The 21,034-nt window shown below is 53.1% G+C and carries 17 protein-coding genes and 1 CRISPR repeat array; of the genes, 3 read left to right on the top strand and 14 right to left on the bottom strand.

Annotated features, from left to right (window positions below):
- Positions 1–49 precede the first annotated feature (49 nt).
- From RS889_RS02380 to RS889_RS02370, 3 genes are all read right to left on the bottom strand, one after another.
- The gene (locus tag RS889_RS02380) at positions 50–991 is read right to left on the bottom strand and encodes an ABC transporter permease (protein ID WP_315710883.1); all 942 of its coding nucleotides are present in this window, start codon (positions 989–991) and stop codon (positions 50–52) included.
- A 62-nt stretch (positions 992–1,053) separates the two neighbouring features.
- Positions 1,054–2,595: an ABC transporter substrate-binding protein gene (locus RS889_RS02375; RefSeq protein WP_021017335.1), complete on the bottom strand. Its 1,542-nt coding sequence runs from the start codon at positions 2,593–2,595 to the stop codon at positions 1,054–1,056.
- 74 nt (positions 2,596–2,669) lie between these two features.
- Positions 2,670–3,572, bottom strand: a complete 903-nt coding sequence (locus RS889_RS02370; RefSeq protein WP_021017336.1) for a homocysteine S-methyltransferase family protein — start codon at positions 3,570–3,572, stop codon at positions 2,670–2,672.
- Between the two features lie 378 nt (positions 3,573–3,950).
- On the opposite strand from RS889_RS02370, the gene nrdD reads away from it, so the two are divergent.
- Positions 3,951–6,089: an anaerobic ribonucleoside-triphosphate reductase gene (gene nrdD / locus RS889_RS02365; RefSeq protein ID WP_021017337.1), complete on the top strand. Its 2,139-nt coding sequence runs from the start codon at positions 3,951–3,953 to the stop codon at positions 6,087–6,089.
- A gap of 195 nt (positions 6,090–6,284) precedes the next feature.
- Entirely contained in the window at positions 6,285–6,749 is a 465-nt protein-coding gene (nrdG, locus tag RS889_RS02360; RefSeq protein ID WP_021017338.1) for an anaerobic ribonucleoside-triphosphate reductase-activating protein, read from the top strand.
- A gap of 4 nt (positions 6,750–6,753) precedes the next feature.
- Here the strand turns inward: nrdG and RS889_RS02355 are convergent, their stop codons facing one another.
- The 11 genes from RS889_RS02355 to RS889_RS02305 form a co-directional block, all read right to left on the bottom strand.
- Positions 6,754–7,392 (bottom strand): Rossmann-fold NAD(P)-binding domain-containing protein, encoded by a 639-nt coding sequence (locus RS889_RS02355; RefSeq protein WP_315709170.1) that lies wholly within the window; start codon positions 7,390–7,392, stop codon positions 6,754–6,756.
- Positions 7,393–7,412: 20 nt separating this feature from the next.
- On the bottom strand, positions 7,413–7,865 hold the full coding sequence (locus tag RS889_RS02350) for a YhbP family protein (RefSeq protein WP_315710881.1): 453 nt from the start codon (positions 7,863–7,865) through the stop codon (positions 7,413–7,415).
- 227 nt (positions 7,866–8,092) lie between these two features.
- Positions 8,093–9,952: a CRISPR direct-repeat array (repeat unit 29 nt; unit sequence CGGTTTATCCCCGCGGGTGCGGGGAACAC).
- 84 nt (positions 9,953–10,036) lie between these two features.
- Positions 10,037–10,330, bottom strand: a complete 294-nt coding sequence (gene cas2e, locus RS889_RS02345; RefSeq protein ID WP_021013285.1) for a type I-E CRISPR-associated endoribonuclease Cas2e — start codon at positions 10,328–10,330, stop codon at positions 10,037–10,039.
- The gene (gene cas1e, locus RS889_RS02340) at positions 10,327–11,250 is read right to left on the bottom strand and encodes a type I-E CRISPR-associated endonuclease Cas1e (protein WP_315709169.1); all 924 of its coding nucleotides are present in this window, start codon (positions 11,248–11,250) and stop codon (positions 10,327–10,329) included. The genes cas2e and cas1e overlap by 4 nt, the downstream gene beginning before the upstream one ends.
- Positions 11,251–11,330: 80 nt before the next feature.
- Entirely contained in the window at positions 11,331–11,921 is a 591-nt protein-coding gene (cas6e, locus tag RS889_RS02335) for a type I-E CRISPR-associated protein Cas6/Cse3/CasE (protein ID WP_315710879.1), read from the bottom strand.
- Positions 11,921–12,655 (bottom strand): type I-E CRISPR-associated protein Cas5/CasD, encoded by a 735-nt coding sequence (cas5e, locus tag RS889_RS02330; protein WP_021013288.1) that lies wholly within the window; start codon positions 12,653–12,655, stop codon positions 11,921–11,923. Before cas5e ends, cas6e begins: the two co-directional genes overlap by 1 nt.
- A gap of 11 nt (positions 12,656–12,666) precedes the next feature.
- Positions 12,667–13,725: a type I-E CRISPR-associated protein Cas7/Cse4/CasC gene (gene cas7e / locus RS889_RS02325; RefSeq protein ID WP_315709168.1), complete on the bottom strand. Its 1,059-nt coding sequence runs from the start codon at positions 13,723–13,725 to the stop codon at positions 12,667–12,669.
- Between the two features lie 2 nt (positions 13,726–13,727).
- Positions 13,728–14,351, bottom strand: coding sequence for a type I-E CRISPR-associated protein Cse2/CasB (gene casB, locus RS889_RS02320; protein WP_315709167.1), 624 nt, complete (start codon positions 14,349–14,351; stop codon positions 13,728–13,730).
- Positions 14,344–15,885 carry a type I-E CRISPR-associated protein Cse1/CasA gene (casA, locus tag RS889_RS02315; RefSeq protein ID WP_315709166.1) on the bottom strand — a complete coding sequence of 514 codons (1,542 nt, stop codon included), beginning with the start codon at positions 15,883–15,885 and terminating at the stop codon, positions 14,344–14,346. Before casA ends, casB begins: the two co-directional genes overlap by 8 nt.
- A 66-nt stretch (positions 15,886–15,951) precedes the next feature.
- Positions 15,952–18,696, bottom strand: a complete 2,745-nt coding sequence (gene cas3, locus RS889_RS02310) for a CRISPR-associated helicase Cas3' (protein WP_315709165.1) — start codon at positions 18,694–18,696, stop codon at positions 15,952–15,954.
- Between the two features lie 285 nt (positions 18,697–18,981).
- Positions 18,982–19,701, bottom strand: coding sequence for a bactofilin family protein (locus tag RS889_RS02305; RefSeq protein WP_021013293.1), 720 nt, complete (start codon positions 19,699–19,701; stop codon positions 18,982–18,984).
- A gap of 324 nt (positions 19,702–20,025) precedes the next feature.
- On the opposite strand from RS889_RS02305, the gene RS889_RS02300 reads away from it, so the two are divergent.
- The gene (locus tag RS889_RS02300) at positions 20,026–20,961 is read left to right on the top strand and encodes an aminoimidazole riboside kinase (RefSeq protein ID WP_315709164.1); all 936 of its coding nucleotides are present in this window, start codon (positions 20,026–20,028) and stop codon (positions 20,959–20,961) included.
- Positions 20,962–21,034 lie beyond the last annotated feature (73 nt).

Raw genomic sequence — 21,034 nt, 5'->3', positions numbered from 1 at the left:
CGATATAACTCTTGTTTGCAGTGTTACGGCTCACGATACAAGGTGAGATTTACTGTCGAGCATGACGTAAACGCGGGTTCGCTATCAACGCCACCACATCCGCCAACAGATTAAGCAAGATATAAATCGCGGCCAGCACCAGCGCACAGCTTTGAATGACCGGCACATCGCGCTTACTGATGCTGTCCACCATATACTGCCCCAGCCCTGGATACACAAACACATTTTCGACAATCACTACGCCGACCATCAGGTAAGCCAGGTTCAGCACGATAACGTTAATGATTGGCCCCCAGGCATTGGGCAGCACGTGACGCAGTAGAATACCGGAAGGCGAGATCCCTTTCAGCAATGCGGTATCAACATACGCCGCATTTTGTGCATTGATCAGCGCCGCACGGGTCATGTTACTCATATGCCCCAGCACCGCCAGTACCAGCGTAAAACAGGGCAAGGCAATGGCCGTCAGCCGTGACGACAAGGACATATCGTCGCTAATACTGCTATTGCTCGGTAACCAGGACAGCATGATGGAAAAAATCAGTATCAGCAGATAACCGGAGAAAAACTCCGGCAACGCCACCGCCGTACGGGTGAACATACTCAGGAGTTGATCCAGCCAACTGTCCTGATAACGCACGGAAAGAAAGCCAATCAGCAATGCCAGCGGCACAGCAATGGCGGCAGTACAACCGGCCAAAAACAGTGTATTCCCCAGACGATAGGCCAGCACTGGCGCAATACTTTGGCGGCTGGTAAAACTGTGACCAAAGTCACCACTGACGACTCCGCCCAACCAGGAGAGATAACGCGAGATCGCAGGTTGATCCAATCCCAGTTGCAGATTCAGCGCTTTCACGGCTTGCGGCGTGGCGGTCTGCCCCAAAATGGCGGTGGCGGCGTTGCCCGGCAACAGTTGAATACCAGCAAAAATCAGCATCGATACCACCACAAGCATCACCATCCCCGCCAGCAGACGACGGCCAATCATCGTCAGCAGCGGGAAACGGGTTCCTAATCGATTACATACTGTCACGTTGCTCTTACCTATACTCAGGCCAGCCACACTTTTTCTGCTGCGCGATTGCCGCTCAGCGGGAAGCCCGGAATAGCCGTCAGTCCTTGCACTTTATTGCTACAGGCATCAAGCGCATCCGCATACAGCGGGATGATTTCGCTGCCTTTTTCCACCAGCATCACCTGGATATCGTGATACATCTGGCGACGCTTATCTTCATTCAGTTCACCACGCGCGGATGCTACCAGCTGGTCAAACGCCGCGTTCTTCCAGGCCGATTCATTCCACGGTGCCTGGCTAGTGAACACCAGCGACAGCAAAGCATCCGCCGTCGGGCGCATCGACCAGTTGGAAGACACGAAAGGTTTCTTCATCCAGACATTGTCCCAGAACGCATCATCCGGCACACGTTCCACCTGTAATGGAATACCCGCGCGCTGTGCGGAAGCCTGGTACAACTGCCCGGCATCCACCGCGCCGGGGAAACCGGCATCTGCCACCGACAACACCAACGGGCCGCTGAAACCGGCTTTCTGCCAATGCCATTTGGCTTTTTCCGGGTCATATGGGCGCTGCGGAATATCTTTGGCGAAATAACGGTTGGATGGAAAAATCGGGTTATCGTTGGCGACGCTGGCATAACCGCCTAATACGGTATCAATCATCTGTTGCCGATCGATGGCATATTTCAGCGCCAGACGACCATCCAGCGAAGTGAACGGCGCCACATTGCCCAAACCGGGGAAAGTGAAAATCTGACTGTCACGGGAACGCAACAGTTTCAGGTTCGGCATGTGCTCAATACGGCTTACGATGCGTGGATTCACGCGGTTGACTATATGCGCCGAACCACTCACCAACGCGGCGACGCGGGCGGTAGAGTCGTTCATCGCCAGCGTTTCCACCGAATCAACATGGCCGCGTTCGCTGTTCCAGTAATTCGGGTTACGTTTCACCAGGGTGCGTACACCCGGCTGGAAGCTTTCCAGAATAAAGGCACCCGTCCCGATCCCTTTATCAAAAGATTCGTTTTCCGGTGTAATGGCAAAATGGACATCACTCAGCAGAGAGACAAATTCCACGTTGGGTTCATTCAAGAGGATGGTGACTTCGTGGCTGTCAGTGGCTTCCATCGATGTTACCGGTGTCAGATAGCCTTTCACGGACGAACTGGATTTTTCACCACGATGATGGTTAAGGGAATAAATAACGTCTTTTGCCGTCAGTGTCCGGCCATCATGGAACTGTACACCTTTGCGCAATGTGAGGATCCAGCGACGGCCCCCATCAGCATTGGACCAGGACTCGGCCAGCGATGGCGTGAGTTCGCCTTTCTCATTCAGCTCCACCAGGTTATTAAACAACTGGGAACCGACAAAATACATATAGGTTTCAAACCAGAAAGCCGGATCGAGACGGTCAGTACTGGAGGCATTATCTACGCCGACGATCAGATGGCCGCCTTTCTTCGGCTTATCATTGGATGGTGCAGCAACCGCATGGCCCAGTGGCCAGCCCGCCATCGCAGCAGTAACGGAAACGGCGCAGGCGCCTTTGATAAAATGACGACGATTCATGGTGTTGTGTTTCCTTTATTATCTCATCCTGGTGGGATGTCTGTTTATTATATTTATACGTCAGGTGATGACATTCAGCGCGGCAGCGACTGCGCCAGACGAGCGATGTGTTCTGGCCCGATGCCACAGCAGCCCCCGACCAACGTCGCACCCTGGGCAACCCACTCGGTCGCCCATTGCAGGTAGCCTTCCGGGTGCGTATCGACACGCAGGCGGCTTAATCCTTCATTGGCGCCACGGTGATTATCTTCCGGTTCAAACGCATTAGCATACACACCAATACCGATAGTGGATTGCTGTTGGCGTAACGCCGTACTGGCCTGAGCGACTGCCGGAGCCATCACTTCCGGACGGCTGCAATTGAACAGTAAATTGGCGGCACCCAGTTTAATGGCGGTTTCTGCCGCGGCGGTAACGGTTTCACCAGAACGCAATCGGGCATGGCCTTGCTCGTCAAGGTCATCCTGCAAGGTGAAAGAAATCCACAATTCACGCTGATCATCGCCCAACAGTTCACGCACCAGCGCCACTTCCGCCAGCGAACTCTGGGTTTCAGCCAGCCATACGTCAATATAAGGGGTCAGTGCGTCGATCAATACCCGCAGAATTGGCGTCGCCGCTTCAGCATCAAACAAATCCGGACGATAAGACCCCAGTACCGGCGGCAGTGAACCGGCAACCCGTACCGGATGTGGGGCGGCATCGGCGGCCTGACGAGCCAGTTGTCCCGCCAGCGCGGCCAGTTCGTGACCGCGGGCCTGAAAAACCGCGTCACCGATATGAAAAGGCACGACGGCATAGCTATTAGTAGTGATGACCTGTGCTCCGGCGGCGATAAAGCTGTCATGTACCTGACGCACATGCTGTGGTGATTCCATCAGTGCCAGCGCCGACCACTCCGGTTGACGAAACGGCGCACCGATACGGGCCAGTTCACGCCCCATTCCACCATCCAGAATCAGTACATTTTCTGCCATCGTCATTTTCCTTAGTAAATGAACCTGAAAAAGATATCCTGCCACCTTACAAAAAATACATCTGGATGTCTAGATGCCTTGATAGCCAAAAATGTGACATGCTGTAATCCCTTATCCATCAGGGATATCCAGCGCCAAACGCCACTTTGCCTACTATTTGTACAAGGCTGCATTATCTACTACATCTGCTTTTCTTTGCTCTACATCAATTAAGCAGCAATAAAAGCGTGAACATTACTACGCATATTCAATATATAGTGTCTATCCTATTAACAGAGCCCATATGTAGTGTTTATCCACAAAAGCATCCACAGACCCTTAATACCTTTTGCTAGCGGCAGTTCTCGCCTGTGGATAACATGAACAGAGGAAAAAAACGTGAAACCAGTAGTGATTAAACGGGATGGTTGCCAGGTTCCCTTTGATGAAAACCGTATCAGAGAAGCGGTGGAACGTGCAGCCCACGCCGCCGGTGTGAATGATGCGGATTACTGTGCAACCGTCGCCTGTGCAGTCGCTCAACAAATGCAGGGAAAAGCCAAGGTTGAGATTGGTGAAATCCAGAACGTAGTGGAAAACCTGTTGATGTCAGGTAACTACAAACAACTGGCCCGTACCTATATCGAGTACCGTCATGACCGTGATGTCGCACGTGAACGACAGGGGCGACTAAATCAGGAAATCCGTGGTTTGGTCGAGCAAAGCAACGTCGCACTGCTCAACGAAAACGCCAATAAAGACAGTAAGGTGATCCCGACCCAACGCGATCTACTGGCCGGAATTGTCGCTAAACACTACGCCAAACAGCACATTCTGCCGCGTGACGTCGTGCTGGCGCACGAACGCGGTGAAATTCACTATCACGATCTGGATTATTCGCCGTTCTTCCCAATGTTCAACTGCATGCTGATCGACCTGAACGGTATGCTGACCAAAGGCTTCAAAATGGGGAACGCGGAAATCGAGCCGCCTAAATCGATTTCTACCGCTACTGCCGTCACGGCGCAAATCATCGCCCAGGTCGCCAGCCACATCTATGGCGGCACGACTATTAACCGTATTGATGAAATACTGGCGCCATTTGTCACGTCCAGCCATAAAAAACATCAGGACGTTGCCAAAGCGTGGAATATTCCCAACGCCGAAGAGTATGCCCGCAACCGGACGGAAAAAGAGTGCTACGACGCATTCCAGTCACTGGAATACGAGGTCAATACCTTACATACCGCCAATGGCCAGACACCGTTTGTTACCTTCGGTTTCGGGCTGGGCACCAGTTGGCAATCCCGGTTGATTCAGCAATCCATTCTGCGCAACCGTATCGCCGGTCTGGGTAAAAACCGCAAAACCGCCGTGTTCCCGAAACTGGTGTTTGCCATCCGTAAAGGGCTCAATCATAAGCCGGGCGACCCAAATTATGATGTCAAACAACTGGCGCTGGAGTGTGCCAGCAAACGTATGTACCCGGATATTCTGAATTACGATCAGGTTGTGGAAGTCACCGGCTCGTTCAAAACCCCGATGGGCTGTCGCAGCTTCCTCGGCGTGTATGAAGAAAATGGCCAGCAAATCCACGACGGCCGTAACAACCTCGGTGTTATCAGCCTTAATCTGCCGCGTATCGCACTGGAAGCCCACCGGGATGAAGCCCGTTTCTGGCAGTTGCTTGACCAACGTTTGCTGCTGGCGAAAAAAGCCCTGATGACCCGAATCGCCCGACTGGAAAATGTCAAGGCACGGGTTGCACCGATCCTGTATATGGAAGGTGCTTGCGGCGTACGCCTGAAAGCGGACGACAACATCGCCGATATCTTCAAAAATGGCCGAGCCTCCATCTCGCTGGGTTACATCGGGGTGCATGAAACCATCAATGCCCTGTTCGGCAATGAAGTTCATGTGTTCGACAACGATATGCTGCGAGAAAAAGCCGTGGCTATCGTTGCCCGTCTGAAAGCTGCCACCGACAGCTGGAAAGAAGAAACCGGCTACGGTTTTAGTCTGTACAGTACGCCAAGCGAAAACCTGTGCGACCGCTTCTGCCGTCTGGATACCGCTGAATTTGGCGTTGTGCCCGGCGTTACCGACAAAGGCTACTACACCAATAGCTTCCATCTGGATGTGGAAAAGAAGGTTAACCCCTATGAAAAAATCGACTTTGAAGCGCCTTATCCGCCGCTGACGAATGGTGGCTTCATCTGTTACGGTGAATATCCTAACCTGCAACACAATCTGAAAGCGCTGGAGGATGTGTGGGATTACAGTTATACCCACGTGCCTTATTACGGCACCAACACGCCAATTGATGAATGCTACGAGTGTGGTTACACCGGCGAGTTTGATTGTACCAGCAAGGGTTTCACCTGCCCGAAATGTGGTAACCACGACCCTGCGCGCGTATCGGTAATCCGCCGGGTATGCGGCTATCTGGGCAGCCCGGATGCCCGGCCGTTTAACGCCGGCAAGCAAGAAGAAGTTAAACGCCGGGTGAAACATCTGAACAATGGGCAGTTGGGTTAACGGGGGATTCATTATCTCAGTGGTCGGGCGCGCCGTCGACTGACCACACCCCGGATATCATCCCCGCGCAAGCGGGGATCCATGCCAAGTCCCCATATCCGACGCCGATGGATCCCTGTTCGCACTGGCATGAAAACAGACACAACACATCCACTCATGGCCGTGATATAGCGGCCCTTTATACGGTACAACGTCGTGAACTATCACCAGTATTACCCCGTTGATGTAGTCAATGGTCCCGGTACACGCTGTACGCTGTTTGTTGCCGGATGTGAGCACCAATGCCCCGGCTGCTACAATAAAAGCACCTGGCGGCTGAACTCCGGGAATCCGTTCACCCAGGAAATACAAGACCGCATTATCGCCGACCTACAGGATACCGTCATCCCCCGTCAAGGCATTTCCCTTTCAGGTGGCGACCCGCTGCATCCACAGAACGTGCCAGCCATTCTGCAACTGGTACAGCGTATCCGGGCCGAATGTCCGGGTAAAGATATCTGGGTGTGGACCGGTTATGTACTGGCAGAACTGACGCCGGAACAGCGTCAGGTAGTCGATTTAATCAACGTGCTGGTGGATGGCAAATTTGTACAGGATTTAAAAGACCCATCACTTATCTGGCACGGCAGCAGCAATCAGGTGATCCATCATCTGCGTTAAGCCATTATGGTTGGGCCAATCGCTGCAACTGTTGTGACGTCAATACCGATACGTTTTCGGGCTCTGGCGGCGAAAAGGCCTGATTCAGCAATGCCTGAGCCACGGTTTTTCCTTCAATTGCCCGCCAGCCAGGCAGGTACTTGAACAGCGGGGCTGAGAGTGACTCCAGCCAGCGCCGTTGTGGCCGTAGTCCCAGCAACATCGAAGGACGCGCCAACGTTAAACGCGGCCAATCTTGCTGTATCAATGCCTGTTCAGTTTCACCTTTTACCCGCGAATAGAAAAATGGCGACGACAGGTCAGCACTCATCGCGCTGACTGCCAGCAGATGGCTGGCGCCCAATCGCCGCGCAACACCGGCGCATTCCACTACCAATGAATAATCCACTGCGCGAAACGCCTGCCGACTGCCAGCCTGTTTACGGGTAGTGCCCAGACAACAAAAGGCGATATCCACCGGCTCCGTCAGTTGGGAAAGCGCCATCGGCAAATTAACCGCACATGGATTCACCACCTTTACGGCAGGCGATAAAGGATGACGAGTCGGTGCATAAATCACCTCGACACGCGCATCCATCATCAATAAGCGCAGCAGTTCACCACCGACCAGCCCTGTTGCGCCAAGCAGCAGAATCCGACTCATACAGCTCCATTAACCAGAAACTAATGTGGCAGGGCCATTTCGCGCCGTTGCCAGAGATGCTTTTTCCCAAAGCCCAGTGCGTTGTCAGTCATTTTCATTTCGTTTAGCGACAATTTCCAAACAGGTGCATTACTTCCACGAGAAATAGGGAACCGCGTATTGTAGCGACTACGTGCATCAGCGCCTTCCTGACCTTCTAACAAGGCTATTTCCCCTAAAAATTGCACACCTTTAATCAGCAGTACACTCTTGGGTTGGCCATTAACCGTACCCGCCACCCGAGGATGCCTCAGCATCATTTCACCGTGTCTGGTATTCGCTTCCGTCATCAGATAAAACGCCACCTGACGTTCATCAAACGTATAAAAACAGTTGGCGCACCACAAATCATCACCACTGCCGACACACAACGTCAACACATGCAGTTTTTTAAGATAACGAGAAATCACTCCCAGAATATTGTCTGCTTCCACGGTCCCTCCCCGGCTCAACAACATCAGTCCACTGTTAGTGCTACGGTAATCAGTATTGCGATCGGAACTGCACATCATGCCACTTTCTGAACGAAATAAAGACCGTCAAAGCAAATTAACGTGCTCCATAACCGATAAAGAATGGAAAATACGGTAACTATTTATTACAAAAATAAAGCTATTGTCCCTGCGGGGTACAGGAGACGACATCACACTGACAGAGGATCCAGTTTATCCCCACTGGTGCGGGGAACACAGCCTTCCGTTATCTATCGTATGGCCCGGGATCGGTTTATCCCCGCGGGTGCGGGGAACACTGGGGCATCTCATGGTGCTGCGTGATGCTGTACGGTTTATCCCCGCGGGTGCGGGGAACACGAAAAAGCGGGGCGCACCCTTTCAGCACAGGGCGGTTTATCCCCGCGGGTGCGGGGAACACTTGCTGCACCCATATATATCATAACCTTGCCGCGGTTTATCCCCGCGGGTGCGGGGAACACGGTCAGAGTGACCATCACCTCATCCAGCGCAACGGTTTATCCCCGCGGGTGCGGGGAACACATCCGTGGTTCCACACCAACCATCTAATTGTACGGTTTATCCCCGCGGGTGCGGGGAACACTGTCAAAACTAACTGAAACGATTAATAAAGGCCGGTTTATCCCCGCGGGTGCGGGGAACACAGAGATTCCACAGATTGCAGCTATCGTCCCATCGGTTTATCCCCGCGGGTGCGGGGAACACGTTTGGCATTTCAAATTCCATCACAATCCCACCGGTTTATCCCCGCGGGTGCGGGGAACACCCCTGATATGAATTTAAATCCAGAGTTTCAGCCGGTTTATCCCCGCGGGTGCGGGGAACACACGTTAATGGTGCCATCAGAGAACCCTTTCAACGCTTTTATCCCCGCGGGTGCGGGGAACACATACGACTATCAATTGTGTCACCGAAGTTTTTCGGTTTATCCCCGCGGGTGCGGGGAACACGAACATCACCGGCGAACTCAACAATTCTCTTTCGGTTTATCCCCGCGGGTGCGGGGAACACCTATTTCTGAAACAATTGCGCTATATCCTGTTCGGTTTATCCCCGCGGGTGCGGGGAACACCTGGATAAAGACAAATAAAAAAAATGGGAAGCCGGTTTATCCCCGCGGGTGCGGGGAACACCACCTGAGCGGCAACGTCAATCGGGATTTCACCGGTTTATCCCCGCGGGTGCGGGGAACACTTGGCTACATTGACGAATCAGATATGTATGACCGGTTTATCCCCGCGGGTGCGGGGAACACCTTCTTTGCCTCCCTGTCAAGCCCCTTATCATCGGTTTATCCCCGCGGGTGCGGGGAACACATCTGCGGAATCTCTTGAATAGCCGCCAAAATCGGTTTATCCCCGCGGGTGCGGGGAACACAGAAGCCTGAGATTGGATTCATACATCCATACCGGTTTATCCCCGCGGGTGCGGGGAACACCGAACATTTTTTTCTTTTCTTCGTCAGTAATGCGGTTTATCCCCGCGGGTGCGGGGAACACGAATCAGCCCAATCAGCGCAGAGATAAATAGCCGGTTTATCCCCGCGGGTGCGGGGAACACAATCTGGTGAAGAGGGTAGTCAACTCGATAAACGGTTTATCCCCGCGGGTGCGGGGAACACGTAACGTGCCACTTTTTTAGCATCTTCAGTACCGGTTTATCCCCGCGGGTGCGGGGAACACCCGCGAACAGTCTCGCTATATGCATCATCTGGCGGTTTATCCCCGCGGGTGCGGGGAACACATCGGCCATAACACAAAAAGAAGGTGTGAAATCGGTTTATCCCCGCGGGTGCGGGGAACACCCCCAGCTATAATGAATGCCGCATGGTCTGCGCGGTTTATCCCCGCGGGTGCGGGGAACACTAAAAGACGTTTTGGAAATGAACGGTGATGAGCGGTTTATCCCCGCGGGTGCGGGGAACACCGTTTACAGGAGGGAGCATTGCGCCATGAGAACGGTTTATCCCCGCGGGTGCGGGGAACACACGCCCACGCAAAGGACAATAACATGCCGACGCGGTTTATCCCCGCGGGTGCGGGGAACACTCTAAAAATATATACCTGTTTTATAAGGAATTTTCCAGTCTTAAAAAATCCACCAATTTTTTCTGCTTGTTAAAGAACACTAACTTATTGATTTTCAATGGGGTGAAAAGAGACTAACCGCAGTCCATCCAGATCCACCGGCATACGGCGGTTTTCGCCCCAGGTCTGGAACTCGAAACCGGATTCCGTATTAGTTGCCCATGCCATCACCACATTCCCTTGTTCGGCCAGTTCCACAATCTGTTGCCAGATCATTTCCCGTATACGCCGCGAAGTTTCTCCCACATAGACGCCAGCACGAACCTCCAGCAACCATATCGCCAGCCGACCACGCAGACGCGGCGGCACATTTTCCGTCACGACCACCAGCATACTCATCCGCCGCTCCCCCGGTGACCGACATCACCGAATGGCGTAGGCTCGGGAATAGCCGGAGGTTGTGCGTCAGCAGGCGGTTGCGGCGGCTCAATTTCTCCGGCCGCCAACACCGCTTCAATCAACGGAATAAGCTTACCCAGCGTATTCTGGCTGCGGAAAATATCCCGGCAGGCAAGGCGCACCTCCCGATCCGGTTCCTGCGGATTACGCGCCGCAATTTCAAAAGCCTTGGGCACCACACCGTCAAACTTGATGATGTCGGCAATGTCATAGACAAACGACAGCGGTTTGCCACTGTGAACAAAACCAATGGCCGGGGCATAACCCGCCGCCAACACCGCCGCTTCCGTAATACCGTACAGGCAGGACGTAGCGGCGCTGATGCATTGGTTCACCTTGTCGCCCCGTTCCCAGTCTTTAGGGTCGTAACGTCGGCCATTCCACTTCACACCATACTGTTGCGCCAACAGCGTGTAGGTCTGGCGCACCCGCGCACCTTCAATACCGCGTAATTGTTCTACCGAGCGGCGACTGGGTGCCGGTTCACCAAAGCGGAGCTCAAACATTTTTCGAACCACTTTGAGACGCAACTCGTCATCCAGCGCCAAGCGCGCCTGATACAGCAATCGGTCGGATCGAGCACCGCCGGGTTGCCCGGCAGCATACAAACGTACTCCAGCTTCCCCCACCCACACCAACAGCGTCCCCACTGTCGCCGCCAACCGTATCGCGGCATGAGAAACCCGTGTGCCGGGTTCCAACATAATGCAGGCCACCGACCCCACTGGAATATGAGTACGGATGCCGGTTTTATCCACCAGCACAAAGGCACCATCAATCACATCTATCTGGCCATATTGCAGAAAGATCATGGAGGTCCGATCTTTCAACGGAATCGGATTTAGCGGAACGTAAACCATCTCTGCCTCCGGTGATTGTTTTGTCAGGCCCGCCGGAGTAATAGCAGACCACAACCCAATGCTTTACTTTTCCCCAATCCCTACTGCACCGCCGCCATAAAGCGGCTGACATCGGTAATGCGCAACAGGCCGTCAAAATCTACACTGCTGAACTGAATAGCATTTTCCTGTCCCGGCTTATACAACCGATGTCGCTGGTAACCATCCACCCGGCAAACATCCACCGTAAATCCCCTCTGCTCACCCTGCTGTTGCAGCCACTGGGTCGCCGCATCCTGCTGATGCCGCCACAGCGCATCACCACTGACACCCTGCTGTCTGGCACGCTGTTTGGCATCCATCAGCACATCGCTGCGCTGACGCTGGCGCATCACCACCGGGTTGGCGCGCAGTGAAAATTGCAGCGCCATTTCATCCCGTAGTTGCGGCTGGTAGGGTTTGGTTTCTACACGGAACAGATTGTGATCCTGACGAGGCGCCTGTTGGGAAAGCAGATAAAATTGATTGCCTGACCCCAGCGTTTCTTCCCGAAACAGGAAATGACGCGTTTCATCCTGCGGGAACAATTGCCACAACCACTGGTGACTGGCATAACCACCCGCATACTGACGCTTTTGCGCCATCACCGCGGGCAACGCCGCCAGTTGTAAGGTTACTCGGGAAAAAAACATCACTTTTCCCCCTTCCAGGTGCCGCTATACTGCCTGCGAGTTGTAAACTGCCAACGCCTGCGACTAAGCGGCTGGTCGCCACGCAGAACACGAGATAGCACCGGCATACCGCTGTCATCATCCTGTTCCCAATAGCAAAGGCCGGTAGGGTGATTGAGCCGTTGCAGGTCTTCATCGTTGAGCAACGTGGTATTACTGGCCTGCTGCCAGATATCCGCCAGTGTTCCGCTAAAGAGATGGGGTGCCAGCGGCAATGCCAGAGGGCAACTTTTACGCCCCAGATAGAGTGTAAATACCGGTTCACGCAGGGCATCAGCCAGTTGATGCAGCGAATAGGGTGCGTCGGGCGTTTCACTGACCGCGATATGGTAATACGCATCGCAACGATACTCGCGGGTGGTCAGCATCGTTTCCAGTGATTGCCCGGCGTCCGGCAACAACTCGTCCCGCCGGGTTCGGCGGATACGTTTACGATCTTCCTTCGGCATCTGCACCGTATGATAATCACGTAACCAACCTTCACAACCGGATAAGGGTCGAACAGCAAAACGGTAATGCTGATTAAACTGCACCAGACGCTCCTCTTCATCACGTCGAATGCCCAATGCGGCGGCCAGCAACCCCAACAGTGCGGAACGGCTGGGGATGGGTGAAGTATGTCGCACTTCCCCCACCGCCGGTTCACCCCATGACACCAGTGGTGCATAGAGTTGAAATACCAGATAGTGAGTCATCTGTTTCTCCCTTACTGCGCGATAAAGTCCATCAGTTCAGCCAGGCTGCCGGTGCCGGATTCTACGTTCATCACCGTCTGTTCCAGACTACCGGCCCCATAGGCGCGATCAAACTTCGCCTTCTGATTTTCCAGTACCGTAATGGCATCGACCAGTTGGTTCTGGCTACGGATCGGCGTGAAGTACGCCACTGATAGCGCCCGTGGCTGCTGTGTACCTCGTTCCGCTAGCGCATAAGAGGCATAGGCACGGGAGGCAAAGCTGTTCTGCTTACCTGTGGGAGAAACCGTCAATGCCGTTTCCGTCAATGCCCGCAAAGTCCGCTGTAGCAGCGCGTCGTCATTGCCGAGATTTGCCAGCAGTAGATCACGATTGATGCAGATGTATTGATAGAACAGCGATGAGGCAAAACCCTGTTCGCCCATATGACCCGAACCGGCATCTTCATCATTATTGAGGTCATCCACGGCAGTGAAGAAATCATCCTCCACCGTAACGGCACTGACGCCGAGCGCATGCGCCACCTGACATGCGGCCTCAATATTGAATGCCGGGCTGGAGGCCAGCATCCGCCCAAATAAAGCGATATCCGCACTGGCGATATCTTTACGCAACAATTTAAGTTCTTCAGCGGCAGGCTCGCGGTTCTCTGCAACCAACGTGTTCACCAGCGCATCCACCAGCGCCCGTTCCCGCACACTGACATGGGCCAACTGTTCAATGTCATACTTCTCCAGTGGGTTTTTACTCTCTTTCTCCTCTTTTTTAGCTTTACCAAACTGGGCTGCCATACCAAGTGCCGCTTTATCGGCCAGTTTTTCCGCCATCCCACCCGCAATCAACGCTTTATACACTTCCTGCCCCAAACGACGAGTACGTTGGCCAATATGTCCGGTCAATGCGGATTCAAACACTTCAGACGTTCGCCAGGCGCGTTTCAGGCTTTGGGAAGAGACGCGTAAGCGTTCTACTCCCCCCACGATAGCTGTCTTGGGGCGTCCGGCATCGTCACGGTTCAGGTTGGCGGGCGCATAAGCGGTCAAGAAATGGAGCTGGATAAAAGTGGTCATGATTATTCCTTATCTGAAATCGCGGCTGTCGTTTCGTCTATTACGGAAGTTTGTGTTGCCTGGCCGTATTCGCAGGCCCAGCGCACTGCATTGCGTTTAAAAGGATCGATGCCGGGGGCTTCGTTATGCTGTCGCGCCTGCCACTCTGCCATCCACAGGAAAATGCCATCCGCCAATGACGGCAGATTCACACCTTTCTCACCACGGATTTTCACTGCACGGATCAGCAAGCGACAGAACTCTTCTGGTGAGGTGGCACGCTGTAAACGTTCAAAACGCAGCGTTGATAAGTAAGTACGATCCGTCCCTTTAATTTTTTCCCCTAACTGAGCGGCAAAACTTTTCTCACGGTTATTACCCTCCGCATGGGCGGCCACGGCAGTAAACACCGCCAGCGCCAGCAGACGGGTTTCACTGCCACCCAGTAAGTCCGGCAGCATATTGGCCAGACGGCGGAAACCAGCACAGGTCAGCGCGCCGTAAGGCGGCAGTGTGCGCCGCAATTCTGCCCGCTCGGCGCGACCATTGTGGCTTTCATTATGGCGGTTTTGCAGATTATCGAACCACGTATTTATACGGGTCGCCATCAGGTTTTTCACCATCAGCAGTGTTGCGGTATTACCCATTCTGAGCCTCCATGTTCTCTGGCTGCATTTGCTTAATCAGTTTGGCAACTTTTTGACTGTAAAAGAATTTCACCATTTTGTTGCGTGCGCCTACTGCCCGCAGTAAATCGCCCTGTTGATCCGGGTTGCCAAAGGTAAGACGGTCATAGGTGCCGAGCAGATAGAGATACAGCGCGTGCTGCCACTGCCTGAGAACTTCCGCTGCCGGTTGACCGTTAACCAGATTCTGATACAGCCGGACAAAAAACTGCTCGGTTTCCTGCCAGAAGGCCACATCAATAAAGCTGAAATCCCCGCCCACATCTTTCGGGCGATCAAACCAGGCCTCTTTTACCGACTGACGCAGTAGCATCTGTGTACCGGTCGCCAGTTCAATGGCCCATGGCAGATAATCATGAACTTCCATACTGGCGCCCTCCAGCAATGGAACATAGTGCTCATACCAGCAACGGGCTTTCATGTTGTCCATATCGTAGCCAAAACACCACAGCCCGACTTTTCTGCGCAAACATTTGTAACCGTGATTTTTCTGCACCACTCTGGCCGGGATCGTGACGTTATTACGATCTTCAGCGCCCAGCACCACACCCATCCAGTCGCGGTACACCAATCCTCCCGGCTGACCCTTCACGGACAGCAGCAATCCGTCTTTCAGCGATTGGCGATACGGCGTTAACGGGTGCTGCCAACTGTCGTACTGGACACCGTAATTTTTTGTGCGGTAGTGGGTCAGTAACGACTCTGACACCGTGCCGCACAGATCGCACTTCCCAGCCTGCGACTGGCTGAAATCGATTTCAATGCGCCGAGGCATTCCCCAGTACGCCTGTAGCTCATGGGCGTTTTCCGGCGTCACTTTGTCTTTATCCCCTTCACTGGTGTGGGTAGCCGCCAACCACGGGAATACCGCTGACGAGCAACCGGAATGGGGGATCACCGTTTGTGTCATCACATTCATCCACAGTTTGCGCCACAGAGGCTGACGATTATCCGTCGGCATCAGCAGCGTGGTGATCGGCCCACCACCACGCATCCCGGTACGATGCCCCACGCCGCCGGAAGGAGAATTGGTTTGTAGGGTATAGAGCGCCATCGCGGCGCAATGCGGGCAAATGGCTTTGACCGTGCCACGCTTGATGAAATGGTCTTTATTCAGCTTAAGGGTATTACCACCGGGAGCCTCAATCAGCAGGCCGGAGATCGGCATTGGATCGCTGTCAAGCGAGGAGAAATCCTGTAAAAATGCCGGCTTTTGCGGCCCAAACTGCATGGCGGGCGCCAATGAAGTTAACGCCGCCTGCCAGCCCTCTCCCAGCCCGTTATCCCATACCTCCTGCCACGCCTCTTCATCTTGCGGTGAATAGGCAGTTTGCAGCAGGCCAATCAGCAACTGATAGGCCGCGCCCTGGAAATCCGCACGCGGACAGTCAAGATCAATCACCTGATCGTCAGTTAACTGTCGGGGAGAAATCTGGTCCTGACGCCCATCGGCACGGATAACCGGTAACCACGGCGCTTCAATCAATGAAAACATGGATCTATCTCCTCAGTTACACCTCGTCCGTGAGGACACTTCATTTGATTTATCGTTTTCTCATCACTATTCCGGGGCGGTCAGCCCCGTTTCCTGACGGTAAAACGCAGGTGTCTCGCCCGGCGTCAGCAGCAATACCTGCGCCGTCGGGCGGTGCAAACATTGGCGAAACCGTTCCAACCGTTCGTCCCGCAATACCGGCAGTACTTTTTCATGCTTCTGCCACCAGCTTTCCCGCACCGATAAACGACTTTTATCCCAGCCGAATTCACCGGCTCCGGCATAAGGTTGCGGAAGTTCATTGTCAGTGGCTGGCTGCCAGGCCAGATAAACATCGATGGAAGCCGCACCCAGCCGGGTAAAGATATCGACCTCTTCTCCCCACCCGCGATCACTGGAGGTAATGGAATACCCTTGCGCCATAGTGAGTGACGACTGTTTCGCCACAGAACGCTGGCTGTAGGTGTTACCCAGCACCTGATTGGCGATATCCTGCAATGCAGCAGGCGCAGGGATCTGCTCTTCATAGACGCTTTCGATCAGCATGCGGGCATCTTCCGGCATACGAATAGCGCCGCTATCACGTAACATCGCCTGTGTCCGCCACAGCACCGCCTGGTCGGGATAGACAAAACCACTGTGGCGTAACTCGCTGCCCAGCCAGGAAGCCTCCGCCTCGGGTTGCCATTCCGGTGCCAGGATATGCAGGGTGGCAGCCGGACGTTCATCGTGCAGCGGTTCAGCGTCCAGGTTGGTTTTACAACGGCCATCTAGCGCACGGATATGGCGCTGTAACCGTCCGGCACGTTGAATCAGTAAATCCACCGGCGCCAGATCGCTTATCATCACGTCCACGTCGATATCCAACGACTGTTCTACTACCTGCGTGGCGATCAGTACCTTGCCGCGCCGTTGCGGCAACTGGTCGGATTTGCCAAACCACGCCAACGCCTGTTGCTCAATCTCCATGCGATCACAAAATGCGAAACGACTATGAAACAACAGTAAATTTTCTTGCGGCAGCCACGTGCTTTGACGTAATTGCTGATACACCGCTATCGCATCATCCACGGTATTGCGGATCCAGCAGACACACTGTCCGGCGTCCAGCGCCTGACGAATAATGTCGATCCCTTGCTCCCGTTGTGTTAGCCAGTGGACCTGTACCGAGCGTTGTACTTCCGGACGGGTCGCCAGCGGCAACTCGGTCAAATGTTGTTGTGTCAGGTGGGTAAACCACGGGTATCCGGCGTCCTCCGCAGGATGAAGTGGTATCGCTGGCGCGTTCATCCCTTGATGAAAAGCCTGCAACAACCGTTCACGTTGGGAGGAAGATAACGTGGCGGTGAGAATAACCGCACTGCCGCCCTGTCGGGCGTGAAACGCCAGCAGGTTTTCCAGAATCTTGCTCATATAGGCGTCATAGGCGTGAACTTCATCCAGAAGCAGAATTTTGTTGCACAACCCCAGCAAGCGGAGTGATTGATGCCGGTAAGGCATCACCGCCATCAACGCCTGATCAAGCGTTCCAACTCCGACATCCGCCAACAGCGCCTTTTTACGCGAGTCAGCGAACCAATTGTTGCAGGCTGCACTGGCGCTGGATTCATCCTGGTCATACTGTGCCTGTCCGCGGTTATCTTCGGACCATAATGACTGACGGAACGCGGTTACCATCTCACGTGCGCCGTGTGCCAGCATCAGTGAAGGTTGATGTTCCTCCACGTACAGTGCCCGGTAAGCCCGCGACAAACGCTGGTACATCGCATTGGCAGTGGCCATCGTCGGCAACCCGACATAAATCCCCTGCCCTTTTTGCTGGCTCATCAGGCGGTGAGCCAGAATCATCGCCGCTTCAGTTTTGCCCGCGCCGGTCACATCTTCCAGAATAAACAACTGCGGGCCAGGTGCGGTGATATCCACCGCCAGCGCCTGTTGTTGTAATGGCGTGGGCTGCTGGATAAACGGGAACAGCCCGCTAATGCCTTGAAACGGTTTCACAACTGGTGCTGATGGCAAGCGGCCCACCGCGATTTTGGCCTGAGGTAACGCGTGCTGATGCCAATACTCCACCAACGATATCGGTTGTGCCCGATAGGGGAAATCGTCCTGATGAGAACCCAGCCAGTCCGCCAGCACCACGATACCCGCCAGCGACCAACTGTGTTGAATCAACTGTTGTCGCCAGTTTTTATCGGCAAACTGTGGGGGGAACTCGGTTAAGGAGGGAAAAACACTGTGCAGCTCAGTCAGATAATCCTGCGCGGCTTGATAATCATCAGCATGAAACGCCGGACTCAGACTGTCCTTATGCAGCGGCGGTTTACCATGATGTCCGCACACCAATCGCATCCATATCTCAATTGATCTCTCCATTTTTTCAGGCACCGTGGCATGTGGCAACCAGGTGGGATCAGTCTGCCAGCGATCATAAAGCACCTCATTCCACAACCAGAAACCCAGCGAATCATGGCGTTCCAGATAAGCCTTACCGGCAGGTTTGACTAGCGGTGAATCAGGACAGGAATAGAGTTGCTGGAAGCCTCTGGCAAATTTACCGATATCATGCCAAGCCAGAAACCAGGCCAGCCACAACGCGGCCGCGTCCCCGGTTAACCCAAGTGACTGCATAATATCCTGCGCCTGAAAGCGATTCTGCTTCACCAGCCAATACCCACAAGCTGCCACATCCAGGCAGTGATAAGGCAGCAGATGATATTCATCATCGGTATTATGGCCAGAAGAGCGGTTCGCTTTCCCCCAATAAAGGTAGTAGAGGGGAACGGACCCATTTTTATTATTTTCCGTCATCAGCGCTTATTTTTAGAATAGAACTACAACAGCAGAGAATACCGCCATAATTTACGGATATATATCGCCATCCGTTAAGTGGCAGATGCGTTGGCTCTCCTTGCCCAGGCACTTACCTGAGTAAGCGCCTGAGGACCCGCTCCGTTACTGCCTTCCTGCCACTCGCATTATTCATAGGTATAGCCGATATTGATATTTAATAAGGCCAACAAAAAAGCCCAGACATTTATTATCAGGTTAATTATATTCCTGATGATCATCCAGGTTATTCGTTATATGAATAATTTATTTCACTGGTTTAGCCAGCACGGTGACATTATTTTCATCATTATCATTTAGCGCGTTGTTTACAACTTTTTTCTTTAAATCTGATTTTTCCTTATCCTGCGTCAACAAATTAGACTGACCAATAAATACTCCCCCTTTCTCAATAGTAAATTCATCAACATAAACTTCGCCCCGTACATTACCGGCAGACAAAACATTAATGACGCTGGCATACAACCGACCTTCGACCAGACCATTGACAATAATCTGCTCCGCTCTCAGTTCACCTTTTACACTGCCGCCGAGCTCAACTTTAATCACGTGTTCACACTGCACGTCACCTTCAATATTGCCTTCAATAGTGATGTTGCAGTTCCCTTCAACCCGACCGACAAGCTGTATACCCTGAGAAATAAAGGTGTCTTTTTTCACCCGTACCGGGCTGACGACCAGCGCCGTTTCCGGTAGCACTGGCACGGACTTCTCAGCATCATTTACCGCTTGAGTGTCTTGCAGCGTTTCAGCGGATTTTTTACTTTTATCAAATGAAAACATATGGTTACTCCTTTTACTTCCAAATAAAACAGCGATCAGGGTGATTAAAATCAGACTCAGACCGATCAGGGTTCCATAGCGCAGTGCCATGGCCGATAACGCAAGACGTGCATCCGTCAGCCAGAAAACAACGCCACCGGCCCACATCACCCAGATAACCCACAAAAAATGATATTTACGCACGGCAACATTCCTGCGGTAGTCGCGATATCAGGACCAAAATGGGAGACAACGGCAAAGTAAACTGCGGCAGGCAACCATCCATGTCTTTTTCTCCTTTAACTGCGGTTATTAGATAATAAAGTCATCGCCCTTACTTTATCAGGCATTGATTTCAGGTTATCGGACAAAAACAATTTTTATTGAATCGGTCACACCACCTGCTGACAGATTCCTGGCAGGTATGTAGTGGCAGGTACCCTCACTCCGGATATGAATGTGTTGATTAGCTAAACCGATTCTTCTATGTTAGCAAACAGTCTAATTACTCCTGTAAAGAGTGTTCTTATGTCACATAAAATATGGGTAATGGGAGACGCTGTTGTTGATCTCATTCCAGAAGATAAAGACCGCTATCTGAGATGTCCGGGTGGCGCCCCCGCCAATGTAGCCGTAGGGGTTGCCAGACTAGGTGGACAAAGTGGGTTTATCGGCCGAGTCGGTAAAGATGTTTTTGGTCACTTCTTACGTAATACATTGATTAAAGAGAAAGTTGATGTCAAAAACATGATATTGGACAGCCAGCATCGCACATCAACGGTAGTGGTCAGCCTGGACAAACAGGGAGAACGATCATTTACCTTTATGGTGCGTCCCAGCGCGGATTTGTTCCTACAGCCGGAAGATTTACCGGACTTTCAGCGCGGAGAATGGTTACACCTATGTTCCATCGCGCTCTCTCAGGAGCCGTCCCGCAGTACGGCGTTTCAGGCGATGAAATGCATCAAAGCCGCAGCCGGCTGGGTCAGCTTTGATCCCAACATCCGAGAAGATATGTGGAGCAGCCGTCAGGAACTGCTGGATTGCCTCGACCAGGCCCTGGCATTAGCGGATGTAGTGAAACTGTCACAAGAGGAGTTTCAGTTACTCAGCGGTACCACGGATATCAGCAGAGGAACCGAGCAATTAATGGCGCGCTATCCGCTGAAATTACTACTGGTAACATTAGGCGGATACGGAGTATGGCTGCGGGATAGACAGCACTTGCAACACTATCACGCCCCGATAGTGATACCTGTCGACACGACGGGTGCCGGGGACGCTTTTGTCGCCGGTCTACTGCACGGTTTGGCGGAATATGAAACACCCGACCGCCTGCCATCCTGGCAAAATATTATCGATCAGGCACAAAACTGCGGTGCATTGGCAACCACCGCCAAAGGCGCCATGACGGCGTTACCCTTTGCTCATCAGTTAACCAAACCTTCTCCCCTAATTCACTGATCAACTCAGCCGTTGCAGCACTAGCAACGGCTATCACCTGTTTTGCAGTCAGGATCACAGTTAACAGATATGG

Source organism: Brenneria uluponensis, from assembly GCF_032395385.1.
GTDB lineage: Bacteria > Pseudomonadota > Gammaproteobacteria > Enterobacterales > Enterobacteriaceae > Prodigiosinella > Prodigiosinella aquatilis.
The sequence above is the reverse complement of the archived record's forward strand: the minus strand, read 5'-3'. Positions and strand labels throughout refer to the sequence as shown.

Excerpts from the sequence above, each read along its gene's own strand:
- cas5e (WP_021013288.1), bottom strand. The coding sequence starts at position 12,655 with ATGACTCACTATCTGGTATTTCAACTCTATGCACCACTGGTGTCATGG.
- RS889_RS02300 (WP_315709164.1), top strand. The coding sequence starts at position 20,026 with ATGTCACATAAAATATGGGTAATGGGAGACGCTGTTGTTGATCTCATT.
- casB (WP_315709167.1), bottom strand. The coding sequence starts at position 14,351 with ATGGGTAATACCGCAACACTGCTGATGGTGAAAAACCTGATGGCGACC.
- cas6e (WP_315710879.1), bottom strand. The coding sequence starts at position 11,921 with ATGTTTTTTTCCCGAGTAACCTTACAACTGGCGGCGTTGCCCGCGGTG.
- cas7e (WP_315709168.1), bottom strand. The coding sequence starts at position 13,725 with ATGACCACTTTTATCCAGCTCCATTTCTTGACCGCTTATGCGCCCGCC.
- RS889_RS02355 (WP_315709170.1), bottom strand. The coding sequence starts at position 7,392 with ATGAGTCGGATTCTGCTGCTTGGCGCAACAGGGCTGGTCGGTGGTGAA.
- cas3 (WP_315709165.1), bottom strand. The coding sequence starts at position 18,696 with ATGACGGAAAATAATAAAAATGGGTCCGTTCCCCTCTACTACCTTTAT.
- cas2e (WP_021013285.1), bottom strand. The coding sequence starts at position 10,330 with ATGAGTATGCTGGTGGTCGTGACGGAAAATGTGCCGCCGCGTCTGCGT.
- RS889_RS02375 (WP_021017335.1), bottom strand. The coding sequence starts at position 2,595 with ATGAATCGTCGTCATTTTATCAAAGGCGCCTGCGCCGTTTCCGTTACT.
- casA (WP_315709166.1), bottom strand. The coding sequence starts at position 15,885 with ATGTTTTCATTGATTGAAGCGCCGTGGTTACCGGTTATCCGTGCCGAT.
- RS889_RS02370 (WP_021017336.1), bottom strand. The coding sequence starts at position 3,572 with ATGGCAGAAAATGTACTGATTCTGGATGGTGGAATGGGGCGTGAACTG.
- cas1e (WP_315709169.1), bottom strand. The coding sequence starts at position 11,250 with ATGGTTTACGTTCCGCTAAATCCGATTCCGTTGAAAGATCGGACCTCC.
- RS889_RS02380 (WP_315710883.1), bottom strand. The coding sequence starts at position 991 with ATGATTGGCCGTCGTCTGCTGGCGGGGATGGTGATGCTTGTGGTGGTA.